Raw genomic sequence first — 22,151 nt, 5'->3', positions numbered from 1 at the left:
ATGGCGAGCCTGATTTCCTGTCCGCATTGCGGCACGCGCCCCAAGGAAGAATTCTACATTCGCGGCGATGCGACGCCCGTCCGTCCCGCGCCACTCGCCGATGACGAGGCCTGGCACGACTATGTGCATGTGCGCGCCAATCCGCGTGGGCGCATCCACGAGCACTGGCATCATGCGGCCGGCTGCCGGCGCTGGCTGGTGGTGGAGCGGGACAATTTCACCCATGAAGTCTTTGCGGTAACCGATGCGGCAGCGCAGAAGGAGGGCGCGGCATGACCGGCTATCGCCTTACCTCCGGCGGCCTCATCGACCGCAGCCATGCGGTGCGCTTCTCCTTCGACGGCGCAAGCCTTGCCGGCCATGCCGGCGACACGCTCGCCTCGGCCTTGCTGGCCAATGACAGGCTGCTCGTCGGCCGCAGCTTCAAGTATCACCGCCCGCGCGGCATCGTGACGGCCGGCCCCTCCGAGCCGAATGCGCTCGTCACCGTCGGCAGCGGCGCGCGGCGCGACCCGAACACCAGGGCGACCGTCGCCGAGCTTCATGACGGCCTCGTCGCCAACAGCCAGAACCGCTGGCCGAGCCTTGCCCGCGATATCGGCGCGGTGAACGACCTGATGTCGCGCTTCCTGTCGGCAGGGTTCTACTACAAGACCTTCATGTGGCCGGCGGCCTTCTGGGAGAAGGTCTACGAGCCGCTGATCCGCCGGGCGGCGGGCCTCGGCCGCACCAAGCTGCCGCGTGACCCGGACGCCTACGAGAAGAGCTGGGCGCATTGCGACCTGCTTGTGGTCGGCTCGGGGCCTGCGGGCCTTGCGGCCGCGCTGGTCGCGGCGCGCGCGGGGCTGCGGGTTATCCTCGCCGAGCAGGATTTCGTGTTCGGCGGCGCCTTGCTCGGCGAGACGACGCGGCTTAATGGCGAGGCGCCCTTCCTCTTCGCCCGTCATGCGGTCGACGAACTGCATAACAGCCCGAACGTCACGCTCCTGCCGCGCACCACCGTCTTCGGCTGGTACGACGACAATGTCTTCGGCGCCCTCGAGCGCGTGCAGAAGCATGGGGCTGCAATCGACGCCGCAAGGCCCGTCGAGTGCCTGTGGCGCATCGTGACGAAGCACGCGATCCTCGCCACCGGCGCGGAAGAGCGGCCGCTGGTCTTCGGCGGCAACGACCGGCCGGGCGTCCTGATGGCGGACGCCGCGCGCATCTATGCCAACCGCTTCGGCGTCGCCGTCGGCAAATCCGTCGCGGTCTTCACCAACGGCTCGTCCGGCTACCGCACGGCCGCAGACCTCTCGGCGCAGGGCATCGAGGTCGCCGCGCTCATCGATACGCGCACCGACGCTCCGGATGCGGCGCCGGAAGGCGTGCGGCTCATTCGCGGCGCTTCCGTCGTCGATACGAAAGGCCGGCAGCGGGTGCGTGCCGTCGTCAGCGACCGCGGCGGCTTCGAGGAGCTGATCGCCTGCGATGCCGTGGCCATGTCCGGTGGCTGGAGCCCGGTGATCCACCTTGCCTGCCAGCGCGGCGGCAAGCCCGTCTGGTCGGAGGCGCTGCAGGCGTTCCTGGCGCCGGATGCCGGCCCGGGGCTGATCACGGCCGGTGCCGCGGCGGGGCACTACCGCCTTTCGGAATGCTTCGAGGACGGCGCGCGCAAGGCAGCGGCCATTGCCGAGGCGCTCGGACGGCCCGCTGCCGCATTCGCGCCGCCTGTCGTCGGCGAGGAGGCGGATCCGTCCTTCAAGGCGCTCTGGCATGTGCCCGGCGCGAAATCCAAGGCCTTCGTCGATTTCCAGAACGACGTCCATACCGGGGATCTCGGCCTTGCCGTGCGCGAGGGCTTCGGCCATGTCGAGCATGCCAAGCGCTATACGACGAGCGGCATGGCGACCGACCAGGGCAAGCTCGGCAACATCAACGCCGTCGGTATCCTGGCGGGTATGCGCGGCGTCAGCCCGGCGGAGGTCGGCACCACGACCTTCCGGCCCTTCTACACGCCGGTTTCCTTCGGCGCGCTTGCGGGAACGTCGGCGGGCGAGCATGCCATGCCGGTCCGCCGCTCGCCGCTGCATGGCTGGGCGGCGCGCAACGGCGCGGTCTTTATCGATGTGGGGCTCTGGTATCGCCCGGCCTGGTTCCCGAGAGCGGGGGAGACGGCCTGGCGCGAGAGCGTCGACCGCGAGGTGCGCACCGTGCGCGAGAGCGCCGGCCTCTGCGATGTCTCGACGCTCGGCAAGATCGAGGTCTTCGGGCCCGATGCCGCCGAATTCCTCAATCGGCTCTACTGCAACCCCATGCTCCGGCTGCCCGTCGGCAAGGCCCGCTATGGCCTCATGCTGCGCGAGGACGGCATGGTCTTCGACGACGGCACGGTGAGCCGGCTGGGCGAGGAGCATTTCCTGATCACCACCACGACGGCCATGGCCGGCGGCGTGCTGACGCATATGGAATTCGCCGCGCAGGCTCTGTGGCCGGAGCTTCGTGTGCGCTTCCTGTCCGTTTCCGACCAGTGGGCGCAGATGTCGATAGCCGGGCCCAAGGCGCGGACGATCCTCCAGGCGCTGGTCGAGGATGACATTTCCAGCGCGGCCTTCCCGTTCCTTGCCGCCCGCGAGGTGCGCCTCAAGGGAAATCTCAGGGCGCGGCTCTTCCGTATCTCCTTCTCGGGGGAACTGGCCTACGAGCTGGCGGTGCCGGCCGGCTACGGCGAGGCGGTGGCGGATGCGCTCATGCGGGCGGGCGCGCCGCACGGCATCTGCGCCTATGGCGTCGAGACGCTCAACGTGCTGCGCATCGAGAAGGGCCATGTCACCCATGCCGAGCTCGACGGCCGCGTCACGCCCGACGATGCAGGCCTCGGCCGGATGCTGGCGGGCGGCAAGCCGGACTTCATCGGCAAGCGGCTCTCCACCCGCTTCGGCCTGACGGCGGCTGATCGCGCGCAACTCGTCGGACTGCGCGCGCTGGAGGCCGACAAGGATATCCGCGCCGGGGCGCATCTCCTGAAGGATGGTGCCAAGCCCTCGACGCTCAACGACCAGGGCTGGGTCAGCTCCGCCTGCTTCTCGCCGACGGTGGGCGGGCCCATCGCGCTCGCCTTCCTGAAATCGGGGCGCGAGCGCTACGGCGAGAAGATCGTGGTGTGGGACCAGTTGCGCGGTGCCGAGACCATGGCGGAAGTTTGCGATCCGGTCTTCGTCGATCCGGGCAATGCGAAGCTGATGGCGTGAGGTAGGGGCGATGGCTTACGATTATCAGGCGGTTCATCCGCTCGACGGCACGATCGGCGCGATCTCCGCGCGGCGCGCCAACCATCTCGCCGTCCACCGGGCGCTCGCGATTGCCGTGGTGCTGGCGGCGCCCGGCCGCAAGGCGGAGGCGGCCGGCATCCTCGTCGCCGACGGCGCGTTCGAAGCACGCTTTGCCGGCCCCGGCGAATGGTTGGTCCTGTCGGAGGCGCATGCGCCGGAAACGCTGGCCGCCGAGCTTGCCGTCCGGCTCGGCGATCATGCCCATGTCGTCGACCAGAGCCACGGCCGGATGGCCGTGACGCTTTCGGGTCCCGATGCCGCGCGCATCCTGGCAAACGGTATTGGCATCGATCTGCATATCGACGCGTTTCCTGTCGGGCGCGCGGCGAACGTCCTGTGCAACCACCTCTCCGTCAATCTCGCCCGCACCGGAGAGACGCGTTTCGATCTCGTGGCGATGCGCAGCTTCGCCGGGGCGCTGGTGGACGATCTCAAGATCATGGCACGCAGCCACGATCTGTCGGTGGATTTCGCGACGCGATGAGTTGCCTGTTCCACATTGGAACGGGCGTCTCGTGATTCTGCGCATCCTTGAGGGCAAAATGCCGATTTCGCTGCCGAATTTTTGGTTTTCGTGGCGTTAAACGCGCCATTTAACGCTTCCGGCCAAAGAAATTGTCGATCCGGGCATTTTGGGCTTCCCTTTTGTCTCGAAAGCGGTATGGAATCCCCTTGTCGAACAAGCTCTAAAATGAGCGGTAAGAAAAAGAGATGCGGCCCTTCAGGAACCGCATCCGGGGGATTATATATATGGAATACTTCGTGCAGCAGCTCGTCAACGGGCTGACTCTTGGCTCGATCTACGGGCTTATAGCCATTGGCTATACCATGGTTTACGGCATCATCGGCATGATCAACTTCGCCCATGGCGATATCTTCATGCTCGGCGGATTTGCCGCTCTCATCACCTTCCTGATCCTGACCAGCGTGTTCGCCGGCCTTCCGGTCGTCATCCTGCTGCTGGTGATGATCGCCGCGGCGATGCTGACGGCGTCGCTGTGGAACTGGACGATCGAGAAGGTGGCCTACCGGCCGCTGCGCGGCTCGTTCCGCCTTGCGCCGCTGATCACGGCGATCGGCATGTCGATCGCGCTGTCGAACTTCATCCAGGTCACGCAGGGTCCGCGCAACAAGCCGATCCCGCCGCTGGTTTCCTCGGTCTACAACGTCTTCGGCATCGCGATCTCGCTCAAGCAGATCATCATCATGGTGCTGACGATCGTGCTGCTGACGACCTTCTGGTACATCGTCAACAAGACCTCGCTCGGCCGCGCCCAGCGCGCCACGGAGCAGGACCGCAAGATGGCGGCGCTGCTCGGCATCGACGTCGACCGGACGATCTCCGTAACCTTCATCATGGGCGCGTCGCTGGCCGCCGTCGCCGGCACCATGTACCTGATGTATTATGGCGTGACCGTCTTCACCGACGGCTTCATCCCGGGCGTCAAGGCCTTCACGGCTGCTGTTCTGGGTGGCATCGGCTCGTTGCCGGGCGCCGTGCTTGGCGGCATGCTGATCGGCCTCATCGAGAGCCTGTGGTCCGCATACTTCACCATCGACTACAAGGACGTCGCGACGTTCTCCATCCTCGCCATCGTCCTGATCTTCAAGCCGTCCGGCATTCTCGGACGACCGGAAGTCGAGAAGGTTTGATCCATGTCCAACATTTCGAATACCAATGAGAGCGCCGGCGGGAACCTGACGGCGCGGGCTCTGCGCGAGGGCTTTTTCGCCGGCCTCGTCTCGCTCGGCCTCTTCGTCCTCTTCGTCGGCCTCGAGACCACCCAGAACATCCGCAACGAGCTGGTTCTCAACCAGCGCTGGGGACTGCTGGCGATCTTCGTGATCGTCGCCGCCGTCGGCCGCTTCCTCACCGTCGCCTATCTGCGTCCCTGGATGGCCGCCCGCAAGGCCGCCGCCGCGGCAAAGCCGGCCGTGGAGGCCGAAGAGAGCTTCTTCAAGCGCAACTTCAGCAAGATCGCCATTGCGTTCCTGCTGATCTATCCTTTCCTCGCCATATCGATCTTCGGCGTGCAGGGCTCGCTGAAATGGGTCGATAACTTCGGCATCCAGATCCTGATCTACGTGATGCTCGCCTGGGGCCTCAACATCGTCGTCGGCCTCGCCGGCCTGCTCGACCTCGGCTACGTCGCCTTCTATGCGGTCGGCGCCTATTCCTATGCGCTGCTGTCGCAGTATTTCGGCCTGTCCTTCTGGGTCCTGCTGCCGCTGGCCGGCATCCTTGCGGCCTTCTGGGGCATAATCCTCGGCTTCCCGGTGCTGCGCCTGAAGGGCGATTACCTCGCCATCGTGACGCTCGCCTTCGGCGAGATCATCCGCCTCGTCCTCATCAACTGGACGGAAGTCACCAAGGGCACCTTCGGCGTCTCGGGCATTCCCAAGGCCTCGGTCTTCGGCATCTGGTCCTTCGACGTTTCCGCGCCGAACAACTTCACCAAGGCCTTCGGTCTGCCGATGTCCTCGGCCTATTACAAGATCTTCCTGTTCTATCTCATCCTGGCGCTGGCGCTGCTCACCGCCTATGTGACGATCCGCCTGCGCCGCATGCCGATCGGCAGGGCCTGGGAAGCGCTGCGCGAGGACGAGATCGCCTGCCGCTCGCTCGGCATCAACACGGTGACGACCAAGCTGACGGCCTTTGCCACGGGCGCCATGTTCGGCGGTATCGCCGGCTCGTTCTTCGCCGTGCGCCAGGGCTTCGTCTCGCCGGAAAGCTTCGTCTTCCTCGAATCGGCGATCATCCTCGCCATCGTGGTTCTCGGCGGCATGGGCTCGCTGGTCGGCATCGCCGTCGCCGCGGCGCTGATGGTCGGGGGCACGGAACTCCTGCGCGAGATGCAGTTCCTCAAGCAGGTCTTCGGGCCCGACTTTACCCCGGAACTCTACCGCATGCTGATCTTCGGCCTCGCCATGGTCACCGTCATGGTCTGGAAGCCGCGCGGCTTCGTCGGAAGCCGTGAGCCGACCGCCTTCCTCAAGGAGCGCAAGGCCGTCTCCGGCAGCTTCACCAAGGAAGGGCACGGCTGATGGCGCCCGGAACGGATACAGCGACCCATACGATGACGAAAGATCCCATTCTCAAGGTCGAGCATCTGTCGATGCGCTTCGGCGGCCTGATGGCCATCAACGACTTCTCCTTCGAGGCCGAGCGCGGCGAGATCACCGCGCTGATCGGTCCCAACGGCGCGGGCAAGACCACGGTGTTCAACTGCGTCACCGGCTTCTACAAGCCGACCATGGGCATGATCACCATGCGCCAGAAGGGGGGCAGGGAATTTCTCCTCGAGCGCATGGCGGATTTCGAGATCACGCGTGATGCCAAGGTGGCGCGCACCTTCCAGAACATCCGGCTCTTCTCGGGCCTGACCGTGCTGGAGAACCTGCTCGTCGCCCAGCACAACAAGCTGATGAAGGCCTCGGGCTACACGATCCTCGGCCTCCTCGGCCTGCCGGCCTATAAGAAGGCTTCGGCGGAATCGATCGATGTCGCCAAGCACTGGCTGGAGAAGGCGGACCTCATCGAGCGCGCCGACGACCCGGCGGGGGACCTGCCCTATGGCGCGCAGCGGCGCCTGGAAATCGCCCGCGCCATGTGCACGGGGCCGGAGTTCCTGTGCCTCGACGAGCCGGCGGCCGGCCTCAACCCGCGCGAATCCCTCGCGCTCAACGAACTGCTGCGCTCCATCCGCAAGGACAGCGGCACGTCGATCCTGCTCATCGAGCACGACATGTCGGTCGTCATGGAGATCTCCGACCATGTGGTCGTGCTCGAATACGGGCAGAAGATCTCCGACGGCACGCCGGAGCATGTGAAGAACGATCCGAAGGTTATCGCGGCCTATCTCGGTGTCGAAGATGATGAGGTCGAAGAGGTGATCGAGGAAATCGAAGAGATCGAAAGCACTGAGGGAGGATCGCAGGAATGAGCGATACGCTTCTCAGCGTGAAGGGCGTGGAGACCTATTACGGCAATATCCGCGCACTGGCCGGTGTCGACGTCGAGGTCAACAAGGGCGAGATCGTCTCGCTGATCGGCGCCAACGGCGCCGGCAAGTCGACCCTGATGATGACGATCTGCGGCAGCCCGCAGGCCCGCGCCGGTACGGTCACCTTCGACGGCGAGGACATCACGCGCCTGCCGACGCACCTGATCGCCCGCCGCCGCATCGCCCAGTCGCCGGAAGGCCGCCGCATCTTCCCGCGCATGACGGTGTTCGAGAACCTCCAGATGGGGGCGAGCCTCGACAACCTGAAATATTTCAACGAGGACGTGGAGAAGATCTTCACGCTCTTCCCGCGCCTCAAGGAACGCCAGGCCCAGCGCGGCGGCACGCTTTCGGGCGGCGAGCAGCAGATGCTGTCCATCGGCCGCGCGCTGATGGCCCGTCCGAAGCTGCTGCTTCTCGACGAACCCTCGCTCGGCCTCGCGCCGCTGATCGTCAAGGGCATCTTCGACGCCATCAAGGTGCTGAACCAGGAACAGGGCCTGACCGTGTTCCTCGTCGAGCAGAACGCTTTCGCCGCCCTCAAGCTCTCCGACCGGGCCTATGTGATGGTCAACGGCCAGGTGACGATGAGCGGTTCGGGCAAGGAACTGCTGGCCAATCCGGAAGTGCGCGCCGCCTATCTCGAAGGCGGTAGGCACTAGACGGGTCCGGCAGGGGAGACAGGACAATGCAGGGAATTCTCTACGAAGAACCGTCGATCTGGCAGTTCCTCTTCATCACCGTCATCATGGGCGGCTGGACCGCCTGGCGCACCGGCAAGAGCGTTGCGGAGAACTGGCAGAGCTACGGCACGCTCGTCATCTACGTGCTGCTGCTCGGCGCCGGCATCCGCTTCATCCACCACGCGCTCTTCCACGGCACCATGCTCACGCCGCAATACTATGCCGTGGACACCGTCGTGCTTTTGCTGTTTGCTACGCTCGGCTACCGCTACTACCGTACGCGGCAGATGACCAACAACTACTACTGGCTCTATGAAAAGGCCTCGCCCTTCTCCTGGAAAGCCAAATAATCAGAGGGAACCCCGCAGCCGGCTTCGGCGGCGGAATAAATACCGGCGCAATGAATGCGGGTGTTGCGCCCGGTCGAAATCAACCCGCTTCAAATTGGGAGTAATAATATGAAGAAGTCTCTCATGTCGGCTGTTGCTTTGGCTGCAATGGTCGCTTTCAGCGGCAGCGCCTGGGCCGATGTGCTTTTGGGTATCGGTGCTCCGATCACGGGCCCCAACGCCGCTTTCGGCGCGCAGATCCAGAAGGGCGCCGAGCAGGCGGTCGCAGACCTCAACGCAGCCGGCGGCATCAACGGCGAACAGATCAAGGTCTCGATCGGCGACGACGTGTCGGACGCCAAGCAGGGCGTTTCGGTCGCCAACAAGTTCGTCGCTGACGGCGTGAAGTTCGTTGTCGGCCACTTCAACTCGGGCGTTTCCATCCCGGCTTCGGAAGTCTATGCCGAAAACGGCATCCTGGAAGTCTCGCCGGCGGCCACCAGCCCGACCTATACGGAGCGCGGCCTGTGGAACACGTTCCGTACCTGCGGTCGTGACGACCAGCAGGGCTCCGTGGCAGGCTCCTTCATCGCGGCCAACTTCAAGGACGCCAAGGTTGCCGTTCTGCACGACAAGACGCCTTACGGTCAGGGCCTTGCCGACGAAACCAAGAAGTTCATGAACGAAGCCGGCGTCACGGAGACCCTCTATGAAGGCGTCAATGTCGGCGACAAGGACTTCTCGGCCCTCATCGCCAAGATGAAGGAAGCCGGCGTGACGGTCGTCTACTGGGGCGGCCTGCACACCGAGTTCGGCCTTATCGAGCGCCAGTCGGCCGACCAGGGCCTGAAGGCCCAGTTCATCTCGGGCGACGGTATCGTTTCGAACGAACTGGCTTCGATCGCCGGCGACGCCGTCGACGGCACACTGATGACCTTCGCTCCGGACCCGCGCAAGAACCCCGCCGCCAAGGAGCTCGTCGAGAAGTTCCGCGCTGCCGGTTTCGAGCCGGAAGCCTACACGCTCTACGCTTACGCGGCCGTTCAGGTCATCGCGCAGGCCGCAGCGGCAGCCGGCGGCAACGACCCGCAGGCCGTGGCCGAAGCCCTGAAGTCGAAGGGTCCGTTCAAGACCGTCATCGGCGAACTGAGCTTCGACGAGAAGGGTGACATCACCCGTCCGGACTACGTCCTGTACACCTGGAAGAAGGGTGAAGACGGCAAGTACACCTACTCCCAGAACGAATAGTCCTCGTTCCGGAACGGGCGGCGCATGCACGCCGCCCGACCGCTTCGATTTCGGCCCGGCCTTCGCGCCGGGCTTTTTCGTGGGCGGAGGGGCCGGGCGCGTGCCCCGTCACTTGCGCGAGCCGCCGCATCGGTTCCGGCAGCCGGCGGGACAAGCACATGGTGCTGTCATCGCCGAAGATGGCTTCGTCCTCGGAAAAAGCTGCATCCCCGCATTTCGCACTTGCTTGATGGCGTTGGCGTGCCGAAAATCGGGAATCTCTAGAGGACAATCGACGGGTCGCCGATGAACCTGACATCCCGTGAAAAGGACGAACTGCCGATCGAGGCGGGTGCGCATGTCCTGACGCACGACCGGGCCATGGAGCGAATCCCCGGAATGATCCACGACGTCCAGGTGAAAGCGACCTTTTTCGGCGGCACGAAGCGCGTGACCGTCCACGAACCGATACGGTAGGCCCATGCTCGAGATCAGACCGAACTGCGAATGCTGTGACCGCGACCTTCCGCCGGAGAGCCGCGAGGCGATGATCTGCACCTTCGAATGCACGTTCTGCGCGGATTGCGTTGCGGGTGTCCTCGGCGGCGTCTGCCCGAATTGCGGCGGCGAGTTCGTCCCCCGGCCGATCCGGCCGGCGGCGCTTCTTGCGAAATATCCGGCATCCACCAAGCGGGTCCTGAAAGCCGAAGGCTGCGGGCCGGCAGAAGCTGCATGAGGAAAACATGATCCCGAGGGAAATCATCGCCGCCGAAGGCGACCGGCCGGGCCAGGTCGGCAGCCACTACCATTCCAATCTCCTCCGGACCGGCAGGGTCGGGCTCATCCCCTTTGTCGGCAATCGGGAAATCCATGGTTTGCGTCCATGCATGATGGGGAGGCCCTGAGATGCGTCGCCACCTTCTTCTCGCGTCCGCGGCACTCCTCCTTTCATCCGCCTTCGCCATGGCGCAGGCGGAAGAGCCCGAGGTCGATTGCGACAACGCCATGACCCAGGCGGATATGAACATTTGCGCCCGGCGCGACTATGAGGAGGCCGACAAGGCGCTCAACGTCGCCTATCGCAAGGCGACGGCCGCGGCGCAGACGATGGACGCGGACGCCCGCGGCATGGGCGAGCAATATGTCGGCGCCGTCAACGCGCTGAAGAGCGCCCAGCGCGCATGGATCGGCTATCGCGACGGCCAGTGCGAGCTTGCCGGTTTCGAGGCGCGCGGCGGCTCCATGGAGCCGCTGCTGGTTTTCGGTTGTCTTGCCGACCTCACGCGCAAGCGCACCGAGGAACTGAAAGCCGTCTACGAGCAGGAAAACTGAGGGGGCATCGGTGTCGCGCAGGATCGTCATCGTCGGCAACGGCGACATTCCGGACGGGGTGGCCGGAACGATCGACGCCGCGGATATGGTGATCCGCTTCAACGGGTGCCGCTCGGCGGGGCGCGGCGGCCGCAAGACCGACGTCGTCGCCGTGTGCAATACCGGCCGCCCGGCGATGGAGATGCTTGCCGGCGGACGATGGAAGGCGAGCGAGACCGTGCGGCAGACCGGGGAAATCTGGTGCGTGCGCGCCTCGGAGGTCTTCGCCGCGCTACGTGCGCCGCTTGCCGAAAGCCACCCGGACCTCGACGATTTCTGCGACGACCATACCGACGGTTTCCGCACTTTCGCCGAGATGACGGGCCGGCGCCTGAAGGTCGTCCCCGCCGCCGTGCATCACGCGGTCGTCGCCTCGCTCCGGGCCTTCGATCCGGCGCCCTATGTGGTGCCGAGTTCCGGGCTTATCGTCATCGCCCATGTGCTCGACAACGTGGCCGGGGCCGGCGACCATGTATCCCTTGCCGGTTTCGGCCATGAGGGCTGGATGTGGCATCCCTTCGCCGCCGAGCGGCGCTGGGTGGACGCCCGCATCGCCGCCGGCCGCCTCGACCGTCTCGATCCTCCCTCCGCCTGCTGGAGAAGTTGATCCCGTCTATAGGATGCCGGGCACATGCGCGTGCGCCTCTTCGTCTAATTCGACATGAAGCGCAGAGACGGTCGACTGGATCGTCGATGTCCTCAGGGTCGAGGGCGGGCTCTGATCAGACGCGGCGCAATGCCTCGGGATCGCCTATATGGACGAGGCGGCCGCGCACGCTGACGCCGTGGCCGCGCAGCAGCGAGAAGGCGCGGGAAAGCGCTTCCGGCGCGAGGCCGAGCTTTCCGGCAAGCAGGCTCTTCTGGTAGGGCAGGCGGAAGCTGGAAGGCTTGCCGTCCACCGAGCAATGGGAGAGCAGGTAGCGCGCGACGCGTTGCGGCGCGGTGTGCAGCCGGTCGTCGGAAAGGCTTGCGAAGGCCCGGCCGAGCTGGCTGGAAAGGGTTGTGGCCAGCGCCATGGCAAGATCGGGCCGGCGGGCGGCAATGTCGCGCACGCGCTTCAGGTCGAAGCGGGCGATGAGCGACGGTTCCGCCGCCTGCGCGGTGGCCGGATAGCGTCCGCCTTCCAGCACGACGCTGGCGCCCACCACGTCGCCGGGACCGTAGAGCTCCACGTCGGCCTCACGCCCGTCGGGGTCGAGCTTGTAGACGCGGATATAGCCCGAGAGCACGCAATGCAGCATGTCGGCGGGCTCGCCCTCGCGGAACAGCATCTGGCGCGCCGGCAGGTTGCCGATCACCGCGATCTCCATCATCGCCGCGACGCTCTCCACGCCGAGCATGGAAAGAAGGCCGGCGTTCAGCAGCGTTTCGCGTTCCCGTGCACCGGGTTTCATCAGCCTGTTCATCGATCTCACTCCGGGCTCCCGCAGGCATCCTGTGGTCTTGGATGGAAGAACGATAGTCGAGGATCGGCCAGGCTTGCTTGATTTCGATCAAACAACGAAAACGGCCGGCCCGCTTTTGCGAGGGCCGGCCGTTTTATTTCGATGGGTGGCGCCTATTCGGCCGCGAGCGGCGAGTGATGCACCACGCTGAAGGGTTTGCGCTCGCCGTTCTTCCTTTCGAGCGTGTCGATCCGCTTTTCGAGATCGGCGACGTCGCGGGCGGTCTGGTCGGCAAGGCGGGTGAGGTCTTCCGGCTTCATGGCGAGCTGCTCGTCGTCCTTCCGGCCGACGAAGCGGCCGAAGAGCCAGCCGAGGAAGCGCGAGACGTCGTCCATGATGAGGAAGAAGGATGGCACGACGACGAGCGAGAGCACGGTCGAGACGATGATGCCGCCGATCACCGCGATCGCCATGGGCGAGCGGAACGAGCCGCCTTCGCCGACGCCGAGCGCCGAGGGCAGCATGCCCGCCGACATGGCGATGGAGGTCATGACGATCGGACGGGCGCGCTTGCGGCCGGCCTCGATCATCGCGTGCACGCGCTCCATGCCGTGGTGCATCATCTCGATGGCGAAGTCGACCAGCAGGATGGCGTTCTTCGTCACGATGCCCATCAGCATCAGGATGCCGATGAGGACGGGCATGGAAAGCGCGTTCTGCGTCAGGATGAGGCCCGCCGCCACGCCGCCGATGGCGAGCGGCAGCGAGAGGATGATGGTGAAGGGCTGGATCACGTCCTTGAAGAGCAGGATCAGCACCATCAGCACCAGGAGCAGGCCGAGCAGCATGGCGTTGCCGAAGGACTGCTGCATCTCCGCCTGCACCTCCGCATCGCCGCTTTCGGCGAACTGGACGGTCGGCGGCATGTCGATGCCGGAGGCGATCTCCTTGAAGCGGGCGGTCGCCGTGTCGAGGGCGACGCCCTGCCTGAGGTCGGAGCCGATGGAGACGACGCGGTTGCGGTCATGCCGCTTCACCGAGCTCGGGCCTTCCGAATAGTCGATATCGGCGACCGAGGAGAGCGGCACGAACTGGCCGGCCGCCGTCTGGATCTTCAGGTTGCGGATGGCGGCGAGGTCGGTGCGGAAGCTGCGGTCGACCTGAACGCGGATCGGAATGAGGCGGTCGTCGAGCGAGACCTTGCTGAGCTGGGAGTCGATATCGCCGATGGTGGCGACGCGCACGATCTCGGCGATCTGCGCCGTGGTGATGCCGAAGCGGGCCATCTGGTCGTCGCGCGGGCGGATCTGCAGCTCCGGCCGCGGCAGCGAGCCTTCCGAGCTGATATTGGCGAGCAGCGGATCGGCGCGCAGCCTGGATTCCAGCACCGCGACGGTGTCGTTGAGGGCTGCCTCGTCGTTGGAGAGCAGGTTGAAGGCAAGGTCGCGCTCGCCGCGGTCGTTGAGCTTGATGATGCGCACGTCTGGTATGTCGTGCAGGGTCGCGAAGAGCTCCTTCTCGATATCCCACTGCGGCCGCAGCCGGCCCTTGGCCTCCATCTTCGGCAGGTACGGGCCGATGAAGGGGATGCGGCCCAGCACGTCGTTCACCAGTTTGTGGGTGAGCGAATGTTCCAGCTTGTCGAGGATGACGGTGACGGAGGCGCGGCGCAGTTCCAGGTCGCCCTTCGGCGAGGAGCCGCCGAGCACGAAGACGCTCTGCACCCCGTCGATGTTCTTGATGCGGTCGTAGATCTGCGTCGTGGTGCGGTCGGTGTCGTCCAGCATGGCATCGGGCGGAAGCTCGACCGAGAGCACGACGCGCGAGGCGTCTTCCGGCGGCAGGAAGCTGCCGGGCACGGTGGAGAGCAGGGCGACGGAGGCGACGAGGAAGGCGATGGCCGCAAGCAGCGTCGCATAGCGGGCATACCACCTGCTCGTCGTCTTGCTGACGAGCCAGGTGTAGAAGCGCATGAAGGCGCCTTCCTTCTCCTCGCCGTGGCCGTCCGCATCGCCGGAGCGCATGAGATAGGCCGCCATGACGGGCGTGATGAGGCGCGCCACCATGAGCGAGAAGAACACGGCGACGGCGACCGTCAGGCCGAACTGGATGAAATACTGGCCCGGAATGCCCGGCATGAAGGAGACCGGCACGAAGACCGCGATGATGGTGAAGGTCGTCGCGATGACGGCAAGGCCGATCTCGTCGGCGGCCTCGATGGCGGCCCGGTAGGGCGTCTTGCCCATGCGGATATGCCGTGCGATGTTCTCGATCTCCACGATGGCGTCGTCGACGAGGATGCCGGTCGCCAGCGTCAGCGCCAGGAACGAGACGAGGTTCAGCGAGAAGCCGAGCAGGTCCATGACGAAGAAGGTGGGGATCGCCGACAGCGGCAGCGCCACCGCGGAAATCAGCGTCGCCCGCCAGTTGCGCAGGAAGAGGAACACCACGATGACGGCGAGCAGCGCGCCCTCCATCAGCGTGTGAAGCGCCGCCTCGTAGTTGCCGTAGGTGAAGTAGACGGAATCGTCGACCATCTCGATGGAGACGTTCGGATATTGCGTGCGCACCTTTTCGAGCGATTTGGCGACGGATTCGGCCACCGTCACCTCGCTGGCGCCCTTGGAGCGGAAGACCGCGAAGGTCACGACCGGGGTGCCGTTGAAGCGCGAGAAGGAACGGGGTTCCTCATAGGTGTCGGTGATCTTGCCGAGCTCGGAGAGCCGCACGAAGCGGCCGTTCGGCAGCGCGATCATCGTGTTGGTGAGCTTTTCCACCGAGCGGGCGTCGCCCAGCGTGCGGATCGCCTGTTCGGCGCCGGCGATCTGGCCGCGACCGGAGCCGGCATCCGCATTCATGCTGCGGATCTGCCGGTTCACGTCGGCGGCGGAGACGCCGAAGGATTCCAGCTTGTCGGGGTTGAGGTCGACGCGCACCTCGCGGTCGGCGCCGCCGAAGCGGTCGATCTTGCCGATGCCGGGCTGGCCCTGCAGTGCGCGCTTGACCTTGTCGTCGACGAACCAGGACAGCTCTTCCAGCGTCATGTTGGGCGAGGAGACGGCGAAGGTCTGGATCGCCTGGCCCTCGACGTCGATCTTGGTGACGACCGGCTCCTCGATGGAGGCCGGCAGGTCGCTGCGGATGCGGTCGATCGCGTCCTTGACGTCCTGCAGCGCCTGGTTGGTCGGCTTCTCGATTTCGAAGAGCACCGAGGTGACGGAGCTGCCGTCGGTGACGGTGGACATGATGTCCTTGACGCCCTCGATGCCGGCGACCGCGTCCTCGATCTCCTTGGTGACCTGCACCTCGAGCTCGGCCGGTGCGGCGCCGCTCTGGGTCACGGAAATGGCGACGACGGGCACGTCGATATTGGGGAACCGCGTGATCGGCAGCGAATAGAATGACTGGATGCCGACATAGAGCAGCAGGAAAAACGCGAGCAGCGGCGCAATCGGGTTGCGAATGGACCAGGCTGAAAAATTCATGTCCCCAAAATCCTCTTTGCGAGACCGGACGTTCCCTCGGAGCGATCCGCCCCGGACCGTCCGTCATGCCGCCGGGCGCCCCAGCCCGGCATCGCAGCCCCGCGACCGGCGGGGCCTCCCGTCATTTCGTGGCCGAGGCTTCCTCGGCATGGACCGGGTTGATACGGTCGCCGTCGCGCACATAAGCGCCGGCCTTCGCGACCACCTCGTCACCCGCCGCAAGACCGCTGACGATCTCGATCACCTGGCCGTCCTGAATGCCGGTTTCCACCGGGACCAGTTTCACCACGCCGTTCTCGACCCTGCGGGCCACCGTCTTGCCGTCCGCGGTCGTGATGGCGGAAAGCGGCAGGACGATGCCCTGCCGTTCCTCGATGACGATCTCCGCGCTCGCGAACATGCCGGCGCGCGCCTTGCCCGGCTCGTCGAAGCGGATATAGACGCGGCCGAGCCGGCTTTGCGCGTCGAGCGTCGGCTCGACGAGGCGCACGTCGCCCTTGAGCTTCGCCGCGCCGCCGGCGAGCGTGACGGTCGCCTTCTGCCCCGGCGCGAGCTTGAGGATCGCGTCTTCCGAGACATCGGCCTTCAGTTCGATGGCCCCGTCGCGGATGACGGTGAAGAGGGGGGAGGAGGCGCCGCTGGCGATTGCGCCGATCTTGGCCGTGCGGGCGGAAACCACGCCGGCGACCGGCGACTTGACGGCGGTGCGGGCAAGCTTCAGGTCGATGTCGTCGATCTGCGACTGCGCCACCTTGATGTCGGCTTCGGAAACAGCGATCGCCTGTTCGGCGGAATTGACGCGGGCGAGCGCGGCATCGGCCGTGGCAACGGTCTGATCGGCATTCGCCTGTGACTGTGAGCCGGACTTGACGAGGCGCTGGGCGCGGTCGCGGGCGCGCACGGCCTCGTCCGCATTGGCCTTCGCCTCGACGAGCTGGGCCTTGATCTGCGCGAGGGCGGCGTTCGCCTTGGCAAGCGAGGCCTCGGTCTGGCTTTTCTGCAGGACGAGCGCGTCGTCGTTGAGCGTCGCCAGCGTGCCGTTCGCCTCCACCCGGTCGCCGACATCGGCGGCGAGCGTGCGGATGGAAAGGCCATCGACGAGCGGCGTCACATAGACCTCCTCCACCGCCTGGACGGTGCCGGTGGCGATCACGCGGTCGACGACGGGGCGCTTTTCAGCGGCGGTGACGACGATTGCCGGAAGATTTTGCGTCTGTTCCTGCCCGGCGGCATCGCCCGTCGACGCATCGGCGGCAAAGGCGAGGGCAGGCGCGGCCATCATGAATGCAGCGACGGAAAAAGAGAGAACTGTCCTGTGTCCAGAAGCCATAGGCCGAACTTTCCCAAAAGCATGACTTTATGATCTTGGTCCGGGCGCTCTTCTTTTGATTATGCCGGACTTATTCCTGCCAGTATGGCGGACGCGGAACGGCTTCCGGCCTCTCCAGGTTCCAACTGCGCGGTCTATGTAATCGGCGTTTCCAGCGCTTACAAGGGGTAACGAAATGGTGCCTCATTATTTTAGGTGTTTGGCATTTCCATGGCGGCGGAAGGATGCCGGGACGATACCTCAAAACGAAACGTGCGGGGCGCAGGGCCCCGCACGTCGCAAGTATCCGGCAAGTCACTGATTACTTGAGCGCTTCGTCGGTGATCTCGTGCGTCCAGGCGCCCTGCGGCTCCTTGGAGATGACCGGATCGGAACCGCCGGCGAGCAGCGATTCGACGGTGCGCTTGTAGTCGGCCTCGTCGAGCGCGCCGTTGGAGCCGGCGGTCAGCTTGGCGACCTCGCCCATCATGAACTTCTGGTGCGCTTCGGTCTGCGCGCCGGTCGAGTCGTTCTCCAGAACGATCTCGGCGGCCTCGTCCGGATGCTCCTCGGCATATTTCCAGCCCTTCATGGAGGCGCGCACGAACTTGACCATCTTCTCCTTGAAGGCCGGGTCCTTGAGCTTGTCCTCCAGCACGTAGAGGCCATCCTCCAGCGTCGCGACGCCCTGGTCCTCATATTTGAAGGTGACGAGGTCTTCCGGCTTGATGCCGGCATCGAGGACCTGGCCGTATTCGTTGTAGGTCATGGTCGAGATGCAGGCGGCCTGCTTCTGGATCAGCGGATCGACGTTGAAGCCCTGCTTGAGGACGGTCACGCCGTCCGGCCCGCCCTCGGTCGGGATCTTCAGGTGGCTCATCCAGGAGAGGAAGGGATATTCGTTGCCGAAGAACCAGACGCCGAGCGTCTTGCCCTTGAAGTCGTCCGGGCCCTTGACGCCGGATTCCTTCAGACAGGTCAGCATCATGCCCGAGGACTTGAAGGGCTGGGCGATGTTGACGAGCGGCACGCCCTTCTCGCGCGTTGCCAGCGCCGAGGGCATCCAGTCGACGATGACATCGGCGCCGCCGCCGGCGATCACCTGCGCGGGGGCGATGTCCGGGCCGCCCGGCTTGATCTCGACGTCGAGGCCCTCTTCCTCGTAGAAGCCCTTGTCTTTCGCGACATAGTAGCCGCCGAACTGGGCCTGGGTAACCCATTTGAGCTGGAGCGTCACCTTGTCGGCGGCCCCGGCCTGGAACGCGGCAAGCGAGAAGGCGCTTGCCACAAGCAGCGATGCGATCTTCGTTTTCATGTCAGTTCCCTCTTTCTTCTTGTTAAGCCTGTCCACCGCGGACAGACGGATGCCAGAACGTGACGACCCGCTCGACAAGCGCGACGATCCCGTAGAAGACGGAGCCAGCCACCGCGGCGACCGCGATTTCGGCCCAGACCATGTCGACATTCATGCGGCCCACTTCCGTGGAGATCCGGAAACCCATGCCGACGATGGGCGTTCCGAAGAACTCGGCCACGATGGCGCCGATGAGGGCCAGCGTGGAATTGATCTTGAGGGCATTGAAGATGAAGGGCCAGGCGGCCGGCAGGCGCAGTTTCACCAGCGTCTGGAACCAGTCGGCGGCATAGGTGCGCATCAGGTCGCGCTCCATGTGGCTCGTCGCGGCAAGGCCGGAAACGGTGTTCACCAGCATGGGGAAGAAGGTCATGATGACGACGACGGCGACCTTCGACTGCCAGTCGAAGCCGAACCACATGACCATGATCGGTGCGACGCCGATGACCGGCAAAGCCGACACGAAATTGCCGAGCGGCAGCAGGCCCTTCTGCAGGAAGGGCGAGCGGTCGATGAGGATGGCGACGAGGAAACCGAGGCCGCAGCCGAGCGCGTAGCCGACCAGCACGGATTTCAGGAAGGTCTGGCGGAAATCCGCCCAGAGCGTCGGCACGGAGCCGATGAGCCGCGTCCAGATCATGCTCGGCGGCGGCAGCAGGACGGAGGGGACGTTGAAGCTCCGGACGATGCCTTCCCAGAGCACGAGGATGGTGGCGCCGAAGATCAGCGGCACGGCAAGGCGTGCGGCGCGGTCGGCGGCGGGACTCAGGAATTTCCGGCGCACCAGCCATTCGTTGAACGCCCAGGCGGCGAGCCAGAAGACGACGGCGGCGATCAGGATCGATGCATTCATGCCCGTGCCCCCATGCGCTTGAGGACGAGATTGTGCGCGATGCCGACGATGATGACGAGCAGCGCCGCAACGCCCGCCGCCATGAAGAGCGCCGCCCAGATCTGCACCGTCTGGCCGTAATAGGAGCCGGCGAGGAGGCGCGCGCCGAGGCCGGCGACGGCGCCCGTCGGCAGCTCCCCGACGATGGCGCCGACCAGCGAGATCGCGACCGCCACCTTCAGCGAGGTGAAGAGATAGGGCATGGAGGCGGGCCAGCGCAGCTTCCAGAAAGTCTGTGCCGGGGAGGCATTGTAGGTGTGCATCAGGTCGAGCTGGATCTGCTCGGGGCTGCGCAGCCCCTTCACCATGCCGACGACGATGGGGAAGAACGAAAGGTAGGTCGAGATCAGCGCCTTCGGCATCAGGCCCGATATGCCGATGGCATTCAGCACGACGATGATCATCGGCGCGATGGCGAGGATGGGGATCGTCTGGCTGGCGATGACCCAGGGCATCAGCGAGCGGTCCATGGCGCGGTTATGCACGATGGCGATGGCGAGCAGGATGCCGAGCAGGGCCCCCATGGCAAAGCCGAGCAGCGTCGCCGACAGCGTGACCCAGGCATGATAGACGAGGCTGCGCTTGGAGGTGATCGCCTTGTTGACGGTGGTGTCCCAGAGCTCGGCGAAGACCTGATGCGGCGCCGGCAGCACCGGCCGCTCCTGCGCCATGGTCTTCGGCAGCAGCTCCATGAAGCCGATCGTCCCGCCGGCCCGCGCCGCCGTATCGCGCTCGAAGGGCGCATTGAGCACGGCGGAGAAGACATACCAGAGCGCGATGAGGGCGATAAGGACGGTGCCTATCGGAAGCAGGCGGTCGCGAAGAAAACTTGCCTGTTCCATGGGTCAGCTCCGCGACGGGGAGGATAGGGGCATCAGGCGGTCTCCTTCCTCAGATGTGAGGCTATCCTGCCTTCGATCGTTACGGTGACGTGGTCCGGACCATCGAGAACTTGATCATTGTCGAAACGTAGGACAGTGAAACCTTGAGATTGAAGGAAGGCATCGCGGCGTGCGTCGTGCTTCCGGCCGCTTTCCGTTTCGTGGCTGTCGCCGTCGACCTCGACGACGATCTTGGCCGAAAGCCATGCGAAGTCCGCGATATATGGACCGATCGGCGTTTCACGGCGAAAGCGGGCGCCGCGTGGGCGGAAATCGCGCAGGATGTCCCACATCGCCTGCTCTGCCTTCGTTCGTTCGTGGCGGAGCGTCTGGGCACGTGTTCTTGTCCTTGCCGGAATGTTCGAGTGCGGCATTGCGAAGACCCCTCCCCAACCCCTCCCCACAAGGGGGAGGGACTTAATCTGCCGATCCGCTTTGCACTTTCGCGCCGTTTCTACTTGCAGCAGCCTTATTGAAGAACCACAGCCGGCGCGGCATCGTAAGTCCCTCCCCCTTGTGGGGAGGGGTTGGGGAGGGGTCTTCATCACGAACGCGACCTCACTCCTCATAGCTATGCCCCGATCTCAAACCTTCCCGCACCCGATGCGCGATCTCCAGGAATTCCGGTGTCTCGCGGATGCCGAGGGGGCGGTCCTTGGGCAGCGGGGATTCGATCACGTCGGTGACGCGGCCGGGGCGGGGGCTCATGACGACGATCTTCGTCGAGAGATAGACGGCCTCGGGGATGGAGTGGGTGACGAAGCAGATGGTCTTCCGCGTCGCGGCCCAGAGTTTCAGGAGCTGTTCGTTGAGGTGGTCGCGGACGATCTCGTCGAGCGCGCCGAAGGGTTCGTCCATCAGGAGGAGGTCGGCGTCGAAGGCGAGCGCACGGGCGATGGAGGCGCGCTGCTGCATGCCGCCGGAGAGCTGCCAGGGATATTTCTTGCCGAAGCCCGAAAGGTTGACGAGATCGAGGGTACGCTCGATGCGTGCCTTCCGGTCCTCCTTCGAATAGCCCATGATCTCGAGCGGCAGGGCGACGTTGTTCTCGATGGTGCGCCAGGGATAGAGCGCGGCGGCCTGGAAGACATAGCCGTAAGCACGGTGCCGGCGGGCTTCCTCCGGCGTCATGCCGTTGACGGTGATCGCCCCGGACGTCGGCTTCTCGAGATCGGCGATGACGCGCAGGAACGTCGTCTTGCCGCAGCCGGACGGGCCGATGAAGGAGACGAAATCGCCCTTCTCGACGGAAAGGTTTACGTCGGAAAGCGCCGTGACGGGGCCGTCGGCCGTCTGGAAGGTCAGGCCGAGATCTTTCGCGGAGACGACGGTATCGGACGAGGACATACGGGTCATCTTTCGGCACCTGCAAGGGCGCGGTTTTCGGCAGACTGCATGTCCGTTCCCGGCATTGCAATCGGCATTGTCTGCGGTATCACTTTAGGCACGGAATTCTCACGCTGGGATCGGTGGAGGAGATGATGGCGGTGGAAACGACGGCCGAATGCCGGGTGGTGCGCCCGGGCGGAACCTATGATGGAAAGCAGGGGTTCAGCTATTTCGAGGGCATCGCCCGCGAGACGGTCGGCGCCTCCGGCATCTGCATGCATCTGCTGACGATCCCGCCCGGCGGCCGGGCGAAGGCGCATCTGCACGAGAGCCACGAAACGGCGATCTACGTGCTCTCCGGCGAGGCGCATACCTGGTATGGCGCGCGGCTTGAGAACCATGTCGTCGTCAGGGCGGGCGAGATGTTTTACATCCCCGCCGGCGTGCCGCATCTTCCCGCCAATCTCTCCGACGCGCCGGTCTGTGCCGTCGTCGCCCGGACAGATCCCCACGAGCAGGAGAGCGTGGTGCTTCTGCCACATCTCGATGCGCTGGTTCCCGCGTAGGCGTCTATATGCCGGATGCCCA

General features: G+C 65.1%; 22 protein-coding genes. 14 read left to right on the top strand and 8 right to left on the bottom strand.

Annotation, left to right across the window (positions count from 1 at the left end; genetic code table 11):
* The 13 genes from ShzoTeo12_RS11420 to ShzoTeo12_RS11360 all read left to right on the top strand — a co-directional run bounded on the left by ShzoTeo12_RS11420 (position 1) and on the right by ShzoTeo12_RS11360 (position 11,535).
* On the top strand, positions 1-276 hold the full coding sequence (locus ShzoTeo12_RS11420; RefSeq protein WP_318909777.1) for a sarcosine oxidase subunit delta: 276 nt from the start codon (positions 1-3) through the stop codon (positions 274-276).
* Positions 273-3,230, top strand: a complete 2,958-nt coding sequence (locus ShzoTeo12_RS11415; protein ID WP_318909776.1) for a sarcosine oxidase subunit alpha family protein — start codon at positions 273-275, stop codon at positions 3,228-3,230. The genes ShzoTeo12_RS11420 and ShzoTeo12_RS11415 overlap by 4 nt, the downstream gene beginning before the upstream one ends.
* A gap of 10 nt (positions 3,231-3,240) precedes the next feature.
* A complete protein-coding gene (locus ShzoTeo12_RS11410; RefSeq protein ID WP_318909775.1) occupies positions 3,241-3,795 on the top strand; it encodes a sarcosine oxidase subunit gamma in 555 nt (184 codons plus the stop codon).
* 266 nt (positions 3,796-4,061) lie between these two features.
* A complete protein-coding gene (locus ShzoTeo12_RS11405; RefSeq protein ID WP_318909774.1) occupies positions 4,062-4,964 on the top strand; it encodes a branched-chain amino acid ABC transporter permease in 903 nt (300 codons plus the stop codon).
* A gap of 3 nt (positions 4,965-4,967) precedes the next feature.
* Complete coding sequence (gene livM / locus ShzoTeo12_RS11400) at positions 4,968-6,359, top strand: high-affinity branched-chain amino acid ABC transporter permease LivM (RefSeq protein WP_318909773.1); 1,392 nt, start codon at positions 4,968-4,970, stop codon at positions 6,357-6,359.
* Positions 6,359-7,258, top strand: a complete 900-nt coding sequence (locus tag ShzoTeo12_RS11395; protein WP_119256829.1) for an ABC transporter ATP-binding protein — start codon at positions 6,359-6,361, stop codon at positions 7,256-7,258. Before livM ends, ShzoTeo12_RS11395 begins: the two co-directional genes overlap by 1 nt.
* Positions 7,255-7,980 carry an ABC transporter ATP-binding protein gene (locus ShzoTeo12_RS11390; RefSeq protein ID WP_119256830.1) on the top strand — a complete coding sequence of 242 codons (726 nt, stop codon included), beginning with the start codon at positions 7,255-7,257 and terminating at the stop codon, positions 7,978-7,980. Before ShzoTeo12_RS11395 ends, ShzoTeo12_RS11390 begins: the two co-directional genes overlap by 4 nt.
* Before the next feature lie 26 nt (positions 7,981-8,006).
* The gene (locus ShzoTeo12_RS11385; protein ID WP_119256831.1) at positions 8,007-8,351 is read left to right on the top strand and encodes a DUF6867 family protein; all 345 of its coding nucleotides are present in this window, start codon (positions 8,007-8,009) and stop codon (positions 8,349-8,351) included.
* A gap of 108 nt (positions 8,352-8,459) precedes the next feature.
* On the top strand, positions 8,460-9,578 hold the full coding sequence (locus ShzoTeo12_RS11380) for a branched-chain amino acid ABC transporter substrate-binding protein (protein WP_119256832.1): 1,119 nt from the start codon (positions 8,460-8,462) through the stop codon (positions 9,576-9,578).
* Positions 9,579-9,863: 285 nt separating this feature from the next.
* Entirely contained in the window at positions 9,864-10,034 is a 171-nt protein-coding gene (locus tag ShzoTeo12_RS11375; RefSeq protein WP_318909772.1) for an urease subunit gamma, read from the top strand.
* Positions 10,035-10,038: 4 nt separating this feature from the next.
* Positions 10,039-10,293 (top strand): DUF1272 domain-containing protein, encoded by a 255-nt coding sequence (locus ShzoTeo12_RS11370; protein ID WP_318909771.1) that lies wholly within the window; start codon positions 10,039-10,041, stop codon positions 10,291-10,293.
* Positions 10,294-10,463: 170 nt separating this feature from the next.
* Positions 10,464-10,889, top strand: a complete 426-nt coding sequence (locus tag ShzoTeo12_RS11365) for a lysozyme inhibitor LprI family protein (protein ID WP_318909770.1) — start codon at positions 10,464-10,466, stop codon at positions 10,887-10,889.
* Between the two features lie 10 nt (positions 10,890-10,899).
* Positions 10,900-11,535 carry a Urease operon accessory protein gene (locus ShzoTeo12_RS11360; protein WP_318909769.1) on the top strand — a complete coding sequence of 212 codons (636 nt, stop codon included), beginning with the start codon at positions 10,900-10,902 and terminating at the stop codon, positions 11,533-11,535.
* Between the two features lie 115 nt (positions 11,536-11,650).
* Here the strand turns inward: ShzoTeo12_RS11360 and ShzoTeo12_RS11355 are convergent, their stop codons facing one another.
* The 8 genes from ShzoTeo12_RS11355 to ShzoTeo12_RS11320 form a co-directional block, all read right to left on the bottom strand.
* Positions 11,651-12,334 carry a Crp/Fnr family transcriptional regulator gene (locus ShzoTeo12_RS11355; RefSeq protein ID WP_318909768.1) on the bottom strand — a complete coding sequence of 228 codons (684 nt, stop codon included), beginning with the start codon at positions 12,332-12,334 and terminating at the stop codon, positions 11,651-11,653.
* 152 nt (positions 12,335-12,486) lie between these two features.
* Positions 12,487-15,798: an efflux RND transporter permease subunit gene (locus ShzoTeo12_RS11350; protein WP_318909767.1), complete on the bottom strand. Its 3,312-nt coding sequence runs from the start codon at positions 15,796-15,798 to the stop codon at positions 12,487-12,489.
* 121 nt (positions 15,799-15,919) lie between these two features.
* Complete coding sequence (locus ShzoTeo12_RS11345) at positions 15,920-17,080, bottom strand: efflux RND transporter periplasmic adaptor subunit (protein WP_413251095.1); 1,161 nt, start codon at positions 17,078-17,080, stop codon at positions 15,920-15,922.
* 349 nt (positions 17,081-17,429) lie between these two features.
* Positions 17,430-18,422, bottom strand: coding sequence for an ABC transporter substrate-binding protein (locus ShzoTeo12_RS11340; RefSeq protein ID WP_318909766.1), 993 nt, complete (start codon positions 18,420-18,422; stop codon positions 17,430-17,432).
* Between the two features lie 22 nt (positions 18,423-18,444).
* On the bottom strand, positions 18,445-19,314 hold the full coding sequence (locus ShzoTeo12_RS11335) for an ABC transporter permease (RefSeq protein WP_318909765.1): 870 nt from the start codon (positions 19,312-19,314) through the stop codon (positions 18,445-18,447).
* Complete coding sequence (locus ShzoTeo12_RS11330) at positions 19,311-20,195, bottom strand: ABC transporter permease (protein WP_119256842.1); 885 nt, start codon at positions 20,193-20,195, stop codon at positions 19,311-19,313. Before ShzoTeo12_RS11330 ends, ShzoTeo12_RS11335 begins: the two co-directional genes overlap by 4 nt.
* A gap of 32 nt (positions 20,196-20,227) precedes the next feature.
* Positions 20,228-20,527, bottom strand: coding sequence for an endonuclease domain-containing protein (locus ShzoTeo12_RS11325; RefSeq protein WP_318909764.1), 300 nt, complete (start codon positions 20,525-20,527; stop codon positions 20,228-20,230).
* 265 nt (positions 20,528-20,792) lie between these two features.
* The gene (locus tag ShzoTeo12_RS11320) at positions 20,793-21,581 is read right to left on the bottom strand and encodes an ABC transporter ATP-binding protein (protein ID WP_162911409.1); all 789 of its coding nucleotides are present in this window, start codon (positions 21,579-21,581) and stop codon (positions 20,793-20,795) included.
* A 140-nt stretch (positions 21,582-21,721) separates the two neighbouring features.
* On the opposite strand from ShzoTeo12_RS11320, the gene ShzoTeo12_RS11315 reads away from it, so the two are divergent.
* On the top strand, positions 21,722-22,129 hold the full coding sequence (locus tag ShzoTeo12_RS11315) for a cupin domain-containing protein (RefSeq protein ID WP_413251094.1): 408 nt from the start codon (positions 21,722-21,724) through the stop codon (positions 22,127-22,129).
* Positions 22,130-22,151 lie beyond the last annotated feature (22 nt).

This window comes from Shinella zoogloeoides (assembly GCF_033705735.1).
In the GTDB taxonomy this organism is placed as follows: domain Bacteria; phylum Pseudomonadota; class Alphaproteobacteria; order Rhizobiales; family Rhizobiaceae; genus Shinella; species Shinella zoogloeoides_A.
This window is presented reverse-complemented; position numbering and strand designations above follow the sequence as displayed.

Bases quoted from the DNA above. Each gene is read 5' to 3' on its own strand.
- ShzoTeo12_RS11420 (WP_318909777.1), top strand. From the start codon at position 1: ATGGCGAGCCTGATTTCCTGTCCGCATTGCGGCACGCGCCCCAAGGAA.
- ShzoTeo12_RS11415 (WP_318909776.1), top strand. From the start codon at position 273: ATGACCGGCTATCGCCTTACCTCCGGCGGCCTCATCGACCGCAGCCAT.
- ShzoTeo12_RS11410 (WP_318909775.1), top strand. From the start codon at position 3,241: ATGGCTTACGATTATCAGGCGGTTCATCCGCTCGACGGCACGATCGGC.
- ShzoTeo12_RS11405 (WP_318909774.1), top strand. From the start codon at position 4,062: ATGGAATACTTCGTGCAGCAGCTCGTCAACGGGCTGACTCTTGGCTCG.
- livM (WP_318909773.1), top strand. From the start codon at position 4,968: ATGTCCAACATTTCGAATACCAATGAGAGCGCCGGCGGGAACCTGACG.
- ShzoTeo12_RS11395 (WP_119256829.1), top strand. From the start codon at position 6,359: ATGGCGCCCGGAACGGATACAGCGACCCATACGATGACGAAAGATCCC.
- ShzoTeo12_RS11390 (WP_119256830.1), top strand. From the start codon at position 7,255: ATGAGCGATACGCTTCTCAGCGTGAAGGGCGTGGAGACCTATTACGGC.
- ShzoTeo12_RS11385 (WP_119256831.1), top strand. From the start codon at position 8,007: ATGCAGGGAATTCTCTACGAAGAACCGTCGATCTGGCAGTTCCTCTTC.
- ShzoTeo12_RS11380 (WP_119256832.1), top strand. From the start codon at position 8,460: ATGAAGAAGTCTCTCATGTCGGCTGTTGCTTTGGCTGCAATGGTCGCT.
- ShzoTeo12_RS11375 (WP_318909772.1), top strand. From the start codon at position 9,864: ATGAACCTGACATCCCGTGAAAAGGACGAACTGCCGATCGAGGCGGGT.
- ShzoTeo12_RS11370 (WP_318909771.1), top strand. From the start codon at position 10,039: ATGCTCGAGATCAGACCGAACTGCGAATGCTGTGACCGCGACCTTCCG.
- ShzoTeo12_RS11365 (WP_318909770.1), top strand. From the start codon at position 10,464: ATGCGTCGCCACCTTCTTCTCGCGTCCGCGGCACTCCTCCTTTCATCC.
- ShzoTeo12_RS11355 (WP_318909768.1), bottom strand. From the start codon at position 12,334: ATGAACAGGCTGATGAAACCCGGTGCACGGGAACGCGAAACGCTGCTG.
- ShzoTeo12_RS11350 (WP_318909767.1), bottom strand. From the start codon at position 15,798: ATGAATTTTTCAGCCTGGTCCATTCGCAACCCGATTGCGCCGCTGCTC.
- ShzoTeo12_RS11345 (WP_413251095.1), bottom strand. From the start codon at position 17,080: ATGATGGCCGCGCCTGCCCTCGCCTTTGCCGCCGATGCGTCGACGGGC.
- ShzoTeo12_RS11340 (WP_318909766.1), bottom strand. From the start codon at position 18,422: ATGAAAACGAAGATCGCATCGCTGCTTGTGGCAAGCGCCTTCTCGCTT.
- ShzoTeo12_RS11335 (WP_318909765.1), bottom strand. From the start codon at position 19,314: ATGAATGCATCGATCCTGATCGCCGCCGTCGTCTTCTGGCTCGCCGCC.
- ShzoTeo12_RS11330 (WP_119256842.1), bottom strand. From the start codon at position 20,195: ATGGAACAGGCAAGTTTTCTTCGCGACCGCCTGCTTCCGATAGGCACC.
- ShzoTeo12_RS11325 (WP_318909764.1), bottom strand. From the start codon at position 20,527: ATGTGGGACATCCTGCGCGATTTCCGCCCACGCGGCGCCCGCTTTCGC.
- ShzoTeo12_RS11320 (WP_162911409.1), bottom strand. From the start codon at position 21,581: ATGTCCTCGTCCGATACCGTCGTCTCCGCGAAAGATCTCGGCCTGACC.